This window comes from Streptomyces rubellomurinus (assembly GCF_000961885.1).
Lineage (GTDB): Bacteria > Actinomycetota > Actinomycetes > Streptomycetales > Streptomycetaceae > Kitasatospora > Kitasatospora rubellomurina.
In genome coordinates this window covers 41,505-50,683 of record NZ_JZKH01000057.1, presented here as the reverse complement: position 1 = coordinate 50,683, position 9,179 = coordinate 41,505, and the positions used below count along the sequence as shown (strand labels likewise).

Sequence of the window (9,179 nt, the reverse complement as noted above, 5' to 3'; positions counted from 1 at the left end):
GCCGCGGCCTCCGGGGCGGCGGACGGCGCGTCGGACGGCGCCGCCGCCGGAGCGGGCGCGCTCGGCGCGGCGGGCTGCGGCAGCGGCAGGAAGGGCGCGTTCACGGTCGGGCCGCCGAGCAGCGTGCTCGCCAGCAGCACCAGGTACCCGCCCGCCGGCACGGCCGCCACCGCCCCGAGCCGCCGCATCCGGCGCTGCCGCCGCCCGGACTCGTCCACGAACACCGGCGGGGGCGCCGGCTCGGCCGGTTCCGCGACGACCGGTTCCGCGACGACCGGTTCCGCGACGGCCGGCAGCTCGACCGTCGGTGCCCCCGCCGTCTCGTCACCGTGGGCGAACGTCTCGGCGGGCGCTCGCTCGGCGATCGGCCACGCATGGTCCAGGTGGGTGGTCACGGCATCGAGTCCAGGGAGGTAGTCGGTTCACGGGCCTGCCCGAGCGCGGCCGGAACGGGCCGGACGGACGCGCTGGTCGTATGGTTCAGCGCCGACGCCGTGCGGACTGTCACACCTCCCCGCGTGCTTTTTCGCCCGGCCCGGATCGTGCGCGGCCCGCCCCCGGTCAGGCCGGCGGGATCGGCCCGAGGTACGTGCCGCCGGAGGCGTCGACGGTCTGGCCGGTCACCCAGCCGCCCTGCGGGGAGGCCAGGAAGCCCACGACGTCCGCGATGTCCTCCGGCCGTCCGATCCGGCCCAGGGCGGTGATCGACTCCAGCTCGGCCATCGCCTCGGGGGCGCTCGTCCACCCGGCCGTCATGTCGGTGAGGACGACGCCGGGGTTGACGGTGTTCACGGTGATCCCGCGGCGGCCGAGCTCGTTGGCGAGCGGCGCGGCGAGGGCCGTCAGCGCCGCCTTGCTCAGGGTGTAGCCGATCTGGAGGGGTGAGCCGATCCGGGTGGCCGCGGAGGCCACGTTCACGATCCGCCCGCCGTCGCGGAGCAGCGGCAGCGCCCGCTGGATGACGAAGACCGGGGTGCGCACGTTGATCGTGACCGCCCGGTCGAACTCCTCCTCGGTGAGGTTTCCGATCGAGCCGACGAGGTGGATGCCGGCGTTGTTGACCAGCACGTCCAGGCCGTCCTCGCCGTGTTCGGCCAGTCCGGCGGCGAGGCCGTCGAACAGCTCGTCCAGCGCGCCGCGCTCGCCGAACCGGGCCCGCACCGCGAACGCCCGGCCGCCGGCCTCGGCGATCGACTTCACCGTTTCCTCGGCCGCCTCCTCGTTGCCGCCGTAGTGCACCGCGACCAGCGCGCCGTCGGCGGCGAGCCGCTGTGCGACCGCCCGTCCGATCCCGCGCGAGCCGCCGGTCACCAGTGCCGTCCTGCCGTCCGGTTCGCCCATGGCCGTTTTGCTCCGTTCGTACCGCACCGGCCGGTCCGGGGCCGCTTCCGGGTCGTCCGGGCCCGATGCCCGACGATCCCTCATGCATGCCCGGAGCCGGGGAACCGATGCCCGTCCGGGCCTCGCGATCTCCGCCTCCCCGATCAAATTACGACAGTACTTATATAAGTGCCGTTACGATGGCGCCATGGCCGACGACGACCGCACCCCCGCCCCGGACCGCGCCCCTTCCCCCGACCCCGATCCCGACCCCACCCGGCAGAGCCTGTGGCGCCCACTGCGACTCCTCCAGGCGTCGATGGACGCCGAGATCGGCCGGCTCTACGCCGAGGCCCGGGTCGACGGGCTCAAGCCGAGCTACGTGATGGAACTGCTCCGGCTGCACGCCCTCGGGCCGATGACCATCACCGAGCTCGCGGAGTCGGTCGGCCGGACGCACTCCGCGCTCAGCCAGAAGGTCGCCGCGATGCGGGCGGCCGGGTGGGTGGAGACCGTCCCCGGCGAGGACGCGCGCAGCAAGAAGGTCACGCTCACCGACCGGGCGCACGGCGTCGTCGGCCGGCTGGCGGCGGAGTGGCGGGCGACCGAGGCGGCGCTCGCCGAGCTGGAGGCCGAGGTCCCGTACGCGCTTAGCTGGGTCGTCAGCGACCTCGAGCGGGCCCTGGAGCGCCGAAGCTTCCACGACCGGATCGCCGAGAAGCTGGCCGAGGACCCGTCGTGGAACGCCTGAGGGGCGCGCTGCTGGACGTGACGCCGCTGCGCGCGTCCCCCGTCTTCCGCCGGCTGTGGGCGGGGCAGGCGCTGTCCTGGTTCGGCAGCCAGATGACGCTTGTCGCGGTGATGTTCCAGGTGTGGGAGGCGACCCGCAGCACCGCCTGGACGGGCGCGGTCGGCCTGGCCCAGGCGGTGCCGCTGGTCGGGCTCGGACTGTTCGCCGGCTCCCTGGTGGACCGGGTGGACCGCCGCGCGTTCTACCTGGTCACCACCGCCGGCCAGGCCGGGTGCTCGCTGCTGCTCGCCCTGCAGGGGGTCCTCGGCCGGCTGCCGGCCGGCGGGGTGCTGGCGCTGGTCGCGGCGCAGGCCTGCTTCGCGGCCGGGAGCGGCTCGGCGTCCCGGACGTTCATCCCGCAGCTGCTGCCGAAGGAGCAGGTGGCCGCCGGGCTGGCGCTGCGGATGGCCGCCTTCCAGGGCGCGCTGCTGCTGGGCCCGGCGCTGGGCGGGCTGATCGTCGGCTGGCGGGGCGTCGGCGCCTGCTACCTGGTCGACGCACTGACCTTCCTCGCCGCCTGCCACGGCGCGCTCGCGCTGCCCCGGCTGGGCCCCGGGGACGAGCCGGCCCGGCCGGGGCTGCGCGGGGTGGCGGACGGGCTGGCGTTCCTGGCCCGCACGCCCGTCGTCCGCGGGGCGCTGCTCACCGACCTGGCGACCACCGTGCTGTCCATGCCGATCAGCCTGTTCCCGCTGGTCAACGCGGAGCGCTTCGGCGACGATCCGCGCACGCTCGGGCTGTTCCTGACGGCGCTGGCGGTCGGCGGCATCGCCGCGTCGCTGTTCTCCGGGAGCTTCACCCGGCTGCCCCGGCCGGGCCTGGTGATGCTGGGCGGCTCGGCGGCCTGGGGTGCGGCCCTCGCACTGTTCGGCCTGGCGTCGAACGCGTGGACCGGCCTGGCGTTCCTGGCCGTGGCCGGCGCCGCCGACACCGTGGCGGTGGTGTCGCGCGGCACCCTCGTGCAGACCCACACGCCGAGCGGCATGCTCGGCCGGGTCGGGGCGGTCGAGCAGATCGTCGGGCAGGCGGGGCCGGACCTCGGCAACCTGCGGGGCGGGCTCGTCGCGCGCGCCACCTCCGGCACGGTGGCCGTGGTCGCGGGCGGGCTGCTCTGCCTCGGCGCCGTCGCCCTGATAGCGGCCGGCACGCCGGGGCTGCGGCGGGCCGTGACCGGCGGGGCGGCGCTCCGGGATCCCGGGCGCGAGGAGGCAACGGCCGCGTAGGATCGGGCGGTTGGGGGGCCCGCGAACGAACGGGCGCGGGCGGTCGACTCGCCGAGGGGCGGACCGCCTGCTCACCGCCCGGGTCCGCACCCTGGAGCACGCCGTCGCCCCCGCCCTCGTCCGTGCCCTGGCCGACGCCGGCCTCCCCGGGCCCCTGGCCGTCCGCGCCACGGCCTACGTCGACGCCCTCAAGACGGCGGTGGCCGGCTCCTACGCCTGGCACCGCACCACCGGGCGCTTCCACCGACCCCTGGAACCCGGCGCCGCACGCTGACGCACCCGGGCTCGGTGCCCCGTGGCCGCGACGATGGACACCCGTGGCGGGACACTGGTCGGGGGGCCTTGAGGACGGGAGTGAGCGGCATGTCCGGCGGCCCGCACGGCGAGCACCGCGCCCTGATCGGCGAGTTGGCGGCCCTGGTACGGCTGGCGCACACCGCGCTGCGCGCGGCGAGCGCCGTCCTCACCGATCCCGAGGACCCCGGCGGCGGCGACACGGGCATCCCCACCGCCGAGAAGGCGCTGGCGGAGCTGCGGGAGCGGATCGAGGAGGACGCCGCCGCCGTCGTCCCCGGCGGCCCGACCGGGCTCGTCCTCGGCGTGCACGTCGGCTGCGAGGTGGAGGCGCTCGGGCAGCTGGTGCAGCGCCTGCTGGAGGCCGCCTGGGCGCGCCAGGAGCGCGAGCCGTTCGCCGAACGGCTGCGCACGCCCCTGCGCGGGCTCGCGGGCGCCGCCGTGGAGCTGGTCGCGCGGGCGGCCGACGCCCTGGAGTCCGGCGCGCCGGAGGACATCGCGGACGTCCTCGCGCGGCTGCCCGAGGTCGGTCGGCGGCAGCGCGGGCTGTACGAGCTGCTGCTGGCCCCGGAGACGGACGGTGGAACGGACCCGGTCGACACCGCCGACCTGGTGCTGCTGTCCTGCTGCTACCAGCAGTGCGCCGACCGCGCGGCGGCCGTCGTCCGCCACACCGGGCTCCTCGCCCGCGCCGCGCGCTGAGGTCCGCCCGCTGTCAGTCCTCGCCGTCCCGGTCGAGGCAGAGCGCCGCGAGCCGGGGCAGCCGCCGCCGCATCTCGCCGTCGTCCGCGAAGTCCCAGGACTCGCCCATGTCCGGCTCGACGTCGGCGCGCTGCGGCCGCGCCGCCGCCCGGGCCTCCTGCGCCTCGTAGCAGCTGCCCTCGACCCCGGTCACCCGGTCGTGGGCCCGCAGCGCCGCGTAGGTGGCGTCCTCCTGGAGCAGCGCCTCCTCCAGGTCGTCCACAGAACCCCTGACCAGCGGGTGCTCGGCGAGCGCGTCGGGCGCGGCCGCCACCCGCTCGAACCACTCCCGCCCGAGGCCGATGAGGCCCGCGCGGAAGTCGATGAAGCCGTCGTCGGAGCACCCGCCGATGATCAGTTCGGCGGCCGCCCACACGTCCCACCGGTACACGGACGCGTGGACGGCGTCGAAGCGCTCGTCGTAGTCGAGGATGCGGTCCAACGGCAGCCCGGCCAGCACGTCGGTCAAGGCCTCGTCGAAGGGCCGGTCCGCCGCCGCGCGCGCCGTCTCGATGAGGGTCCAGAACTCGTCGGTCTCCATGACCGGGGACTCTGCCAGGCCCACCGACAGGCCGCCGGGAAGCGCCCGGCCGCCCCGGTCCGGCCGGCCCGGTCCGATTGCCCGCCCGCTCCACCCGGCCGGATACTTGGGGACGGGGTCGGCCCGGTGGAGGGAGCCCGTCATGGCCTCGTCCAGGGGCTGGCAGTTCTGGGTGGACCGGGGCGGCACCTTCACGGACGTGGTCGCGCTCGCCCCGGACGGCCGGCTGCTGACCCACAAGCTGCTCTCGCACGATCCGGACCGCTACCGCGACCCGGCGGTGGCCGGCATCCGCGCCCTGCTGCCGCCGGGCGCGAGCATCGAGGCGGACGTCGACGCCGTCCGGATGGGCACCACGGTGGCCACCAACGCCCTGCTGGAGCGCACCGGCGAGCCGACCGCGCTGGTCATCACCCGCGGGTTCGCCGACGCGCTGCGGATCGGCTACCAGAACCGCCCGCGGATCTTCGCCCGGGCGATCACCCTGCCCGAGCCGCTCTACGCCCGGGTGGTCGAGGTCGACGAGCGGATCACCGCCGACGGCGAGGTGCTGCGCCCGCCCGACCTGGACGGGCTCGCCGAGCGGCTGCGGGCCTGCCTGGACGACGGCATCCGCTCGCTCGCCGTGGTCTGCCTGCACAGCTACCTGCACCCGGCGCACGAGCGGGAGATCGGCCGGCTCGCCGAGCGGCTCGGCTTCGATCAGGTGTCGCTGTCGAGCGAGGCGAGCCCGCTGATGAAGCTGGTGCCGCGCGGCGACACCGCCGTGGTGGACGCCTACCTCAGCCCGGGCCTGCGCCGCTACGTGCGGCGGGTGGCGGACGAACTGACCGGCGTGCGGCTGATGTTCATGCAGTCGAACGGGGGCCTCGCCGAGGCCGGGCACTTCCGGGGCAAGGACGCGATCCTGTCCGGCCCGGCCGGCGGGATCGTCGGCATGGTGCGGATGTCCGAACTCGCCGGCTACGAGCGGGTGATCGGCTTCGACATGGGCGGCACCTCGACGGACGTCTCGCACTTCGCGGGCGAGTACGAGCGGGTGGTGACCACCCAGGTCGCGGGGGTGCGGCTGCGGGCGCCGATGCTGGCGATCCGGACGGTCGCGGCGGGCGGCGGCTCGGTGCTGCGCTTCGACGGGGAGCGGCTGCGGGTCGGCCCGGACTCGGCCGGCGCGGATCCGGGGCCCGCCTGCTACCGGCGCGGCGGGCCGCTCACCGTCACCGATGCCAACCTGCTGCTCGGCCGGATCCAGGCCGAACACTTCCCCCGGGTCTTCGGCCCGGACGGCGACCAGCCGCTCGACACCGAACTGACGGCACGTCAGTTCACCGAACTGGCGGGCGAGATCGGCGACATGTCGGCGGAGGAGGCCGCCGAGGGCTTCCTGCGGATCGCGGTGGGCAACATCGCCAACGCGATCAAGCGCATCTCCGTCCAGCAGGGCCACGACGTCACCCGCTACGCCCTGACCACCTTCGGCGGCGCGGGCGGCCAGGTCGCCTGCCCGGTGGCCGAGGAGCTGGGCATCCGCACCGTCCTGGTCCCGCCGATGGCCGGCGTGCTGTCCGCGCTCGGCATCGGCCTGGCCGACACCACGGTGCTGCGCGAGCACGCCGTCGAACGGCCCTTGGCGGACGGGGAGATGGCCGCCGTCCGGGACCGGGCGGACGAGCTGGCGGCCGCCGCCACCGGCGAGCTGCGCGACCAGGGCGTGCCGCAGGACCGCATCCGGCTGGCCCGCCGGGCCCGGCTGCGCTACCGGGGCACCGACGCCACCATCAGCGTGCCGCTGTCCGAACCGGCCGCCATGCGGGCCGAGTTCGAGGAGCGGCACCGGGCCGCCTACTCCTTCCTGATGGACCGGCCGCTGGTGATCGAGGCCCTGGCCGTCGAGGGCACCGGTGTCACCGAGCAGCCCGGCCTCGACGCCCTCGCCGCCGGCACCACCGCACCGGAGGCCCCCGCCGAGCCCGCCACCGTCCCCCTGCACACCGGCGGCGAGCGGCGACAAGTCCCGCTCCTCCAGCGGGAGTCGATGCGCGCGGGCGACACCGTCACCGGCCCTGCCGTGATCGCCGAGGCCAACGCCACCACCGTCGTCGACGACGGCTGGGGGGCGACCCTCACCCCCGCCGGGCACCTGCTGCTCGAACGGGTCCGGGCCACGGCCGGGGAGGACGTCGGCACCGCCGCCGACCCGGTGCTGCTGGAGGTCTTCAACAACCTCTTCATGGCGATCGCCCAACAGATGGGCGCCCGGCTGGAGTCCACCGCCCAGTCGGTCAACATCAAGGAGCGGCTGGACTTCTCCTGCGCCCTCTTCGACCCGGACGGCAACCTGGTCGCCAACGCCCCGCACATACCCGTCCACCTCGGCTCGATGGGCACCACCGTCAAGGAGGTGATCCGCCGCCGCGGCCCGGAGCTGCGCCCCGGCGACACCTATGCCGTCAACGACCCGTACCACGGCGGCACCCACCTGCCCGACGTCACCGTGGTGACGCCCGTGTTCGACGACTCCGGCGAGGAGGTGCTGTTCTTCGTCGCCTCCCGCGGCCACCACGCCGAGATCGGCGGCATCACCCCCGGCTCGATGCCCGCCGGGAGCCGCCGGATCGAGGAGGAGGGCGTGCTCTTCGACACCTGGCCGCTGGTGGTCGACGGGCGGCTGCGCGAGGCCGAGACCGTCCGCCTGCTCACCGGGGCGCGGTACCCCTCCCGCGACCCGGACACCAACCTCGCCGACCTGCGCGCCCAGATCGCCGCCAACCGCAAGGGGGTCGACGAAGTCGGCGCGATGATCCGGCACTTCGGCCTCGACGTCGTCCAGGCCTACATGCGGCACGTCCAGGACAACGCCGAGCAGGCGGTGCGCCGGACCGTCGACGGCCTGTCGGACGGCTCCTACCGCTACGAGACGGACTCCGGCGCGGTGATCGCCGTCGCCGTCCGGGTCGACCGCGAACGGCGCCGCGCCGTCATCGACTTCACCGGCACCTCGCCCCAGCTCGACGGCAACCTCAACGCCCCCTCCGCCGTCGTCACCGCCGCCGTGCTGTACGTCTTCCGCACCCTCGTCGCCGAGGACATCCCGCTCAACGACGGCTGCCTGCGCCCGCTGGAGATCGTCGTCCCGCCCGGCTCGATGCTCTCCCCCGAGTACCCGGCCGCCGTCGCCGCCGGGAACGTCGAGACCTCCCAGGCCGTCGTCGGCGCGCTCTTCGCCGCGCTCGGCGTGCAGGCCGAGGGCTCGGGCACGATGAACAACCTCAGCTTCGGCAACGCGGACCACCAGTACTACGAGACCGTCGCCTCCGGCTCCGGCGCCGGCCCGGACTTCGACGGCGCCGACGCCGTGCAGACCCACATGACCAACTCCCGCCTCACCGACCCCGAGGTCCTGGAGCACCGCCTGCCCGTCCTGGTCGAGGAGTTCGCCGTCCGCCCCGGCAGCGGCGGCGCCGGCCGCCACCACGGCGGCGACGGCGCCCTGCGCCGGCTGCGCTTCCGCGAACCGGTGACGGTCAGCCTGCTCTCCGGCCACCGCCGCGTCCCCCCGTACGGCCTGGCCGGCGGTTCCCCGGGCGCCCTCGGCACCAACCGCGTGCTGCGCGCCGACGGCACCGTCGAGGACCTCCCCGGCTGCGGCAGCGCCGACCTGAACGCGGGCGACGCCCTGGAACTCCGCACCCCCGGCGGGGGCGGCTACGGCGAACAGGAGGACAGCCGATGAGCGTGCCCCTCGCCCCCGGCCACGTGCTCGTCCGTCTCACGGACGGCGGGCCGACCGCGGCCGACGCCGTCCTCGACCGGCTCGAAGCCGTCTTCCCGACCCACACCGGCCGCGGCCGCACCAGGCTCGGCAACCCGTGGGACGACCCGCCCACGCTCACCTCCGAGGGCACCTGGACGATCGCCGCACCGCGCCCGGACGGCGCCGCCGAAGCCGTCCGGGCCCCGGGCCCGGCCCCGGCCGTCTCCCAGACCTTCGACGTCTCCACCGCCGCCCCCGCGAGCCACGGGTTCACCGCGGTCGGCGGCATCACCGCGGACCTCCTCGGCACCCCCGACGACGTCACCACGATGCTCCACGCCCTGGCCGCCCTCGGCCCCCTCTCCGAGGAGCACCGCGACCACCAAGGGCCACTCCTCGCCGTCCAGCTGCGGCTCGGCGGCACCGCCGGATCAGCTCCGTAGCGTCGACGTGCGTCGCCGCCGCCGGGTCACCCGGGTGCCGGGCCGTACTGGCGGCGGCGTCGGTCGGCCCGCA

Annotated in this window: 8 protein-coding genes and 1 pseudogene; 6 read left to right on the top strand and 3 right to left on the bottom strand. The window is 75.7% G+C overall.

What is annotated here, in order from left to right:
* Nucleotides 1–395 (bottom strand): annotated as a pseudogene (locus VM95_RS24800) (hypothetical protein); the annotation flags it as partial.
* 166 nt (nucleotides 396–561) lie between these two features.
* On the bottom strand, nucleotides 562–1,341 hold the full coding sequence (locus VM95_RS24795) for an SDR family oxidoreductase (RefSeq protein ID WP_045700325.1): 780 nt from the start codon (nucleotides 1,339–1,341) through the stop codon (nucleotides 562–564).
* A gap of 187 nt (nucleotides 1,342–1,528) precedes the next feature.
* Between VM95_RS24795 and VM95_RS24790 the strand changes: the two genes are divergently transcribed.
* From VM95_RS24790 to VM95_RS24775, 4 genes are all read left to right on the top strand, one after another.
* Nucleotides 1,529–2,071 (top strand): MarR family winged helix-turn-helix transcriptional regulator, encoded by a 543-nt coding sequence (locus tag VM95_RS24790; RefSeq protein ID WP_045700323.1) that lies wholly within the window; start codon nucleotides 1,529–1,531, stop codon nucleotides 2,069–2,071.
* Nucleotides 2,068–3,333: an MFS transporter gene (locus tag VM95_RS24785; RefSeq protein WP_045700360.1), complete on the top strand. Its 1,266-nt coding sequence runs from the start codon at nucleotides 2,068–2,070 to the stop codon at nucleotides 3,331–3,333. Before VM95_RS24790 ends, VM95_RS24785 begins: the two co-directional genes overlap by 4 nt.
* Nucleotides 3,334–3,343: 10 nt before the next feature.
* Nucleotides 3,344–3,607 carry a hypothetical protein gene (locus tag VM95_RS24780; RefSeq protein ID WP_045700321.1) on the top strand — a complete coding sequence of 88 codons (264 nt, stop codon included), beginning with the start codon at nucleotides 3,344–3,346 and terminating at the stop codon, nucleotides 3,605–3,607.
* A gap of 80 nt (nucleotides 3,608–3,687) precedes the next feature.
* Nucleotides 3,688–4,329: a hypothetical protein gene (locus VM95_RS24775; RefSeq protein WP_157882191.1), complete on the top strand. Its 642-nt coding sequence runs from the start codon at nucleotides 3,688–3,690 to the stop codon at nucleotides 4,327–4,329.
* A 13-nt stretch (nucleotides 4,330–4,342) separates the two neighbouring features.
* On the opposite strand, the gene VM95_RS24770 is transcribed toward VM95_RS24775, so the two are convergent.
* On the bottom strand, nucleotides 4,343–4,909 hold the full coding sequence (locus VM95_RS24770) for a DUF4240 domain-containing protein (protein ID WP_045700357.1): 567 nt from the start codon (nucleotides 4,907–4,909) through the stop codon (nucleotides 4,343–4,345).
* A 142-nt stretch (nucleotides 4,910–5,051) separates the two neighbouring features.
* On the opposite strand from VM95_RS24770, the gene VM95_RS24765 reads away from it, so the two are divergent.
* Complete coding sequence (locus tag VM95_RS24765; RefSeq protein ID WP_045700317.1) at nucleotides 5,052–8,642, top strand: hydantoinase B/oxoprolinase family protein; 3,591 nt, start codon at nucleotides 5,052–5,054, stop codon at nucleotides 8,640–8,642.
* Nucleotides 8,639–9,106, top strand: coding sequence for a hypothetical protein (locus tag VM95_RS24760; RefSeq protein WP_045700315.1), 468 nt, complete (start codon nucleotides 8,639–8,641; stop codon nucleotides 9,104–9,106). The genes VM95_RS24765 and VM95_RS24760 overlap by 4 nt, the downstream gene beginning before the upstream one ends.
* The last annotated feature ends 73 nt before the right edge of the window (nucleotides 9,107–9,179 follow it).

Bases quoted from the DNA above. Each gene is read 5' to 3' on its own strand.
- VM95_RS24760 (WP_045700315.1), top strand. From the start codon at position 8,639: ATGAGCGTGCCCCTCGCCCCCGGCCACGTGCTCGTCCGTCTCACGGAC.
- VM95_RS24790 (WP_045700323.1), top strand. From the start codon at position 1,529: ATGGCCGACGACGACCGCACCCCCGCCCCGGACCGCGCCCCTTCCCCC.
- VM95_RS24765 (WP_045700317.1), top strand. From the start codon at position 5,052: ATGGCCTCGTCCAGGGGCTGGCAGTTCTGGGTGGACCGGGGCGGCACC.
- VM95_RS24770 (WP_045700357.1), bottom strand. From the start codon at position 4,909: ATGGAGACCGACGAGTTCTGGACCCTCATCGAGACGGCGCGCGCGGCG.
- VM95_RS24795 (WP_045700325.1), bottom strand. From the start codon at position 1,341: ATGGGCGAACCGGACGGCAGGACGGCACTGGTGACCGGCGGCTCGCGC.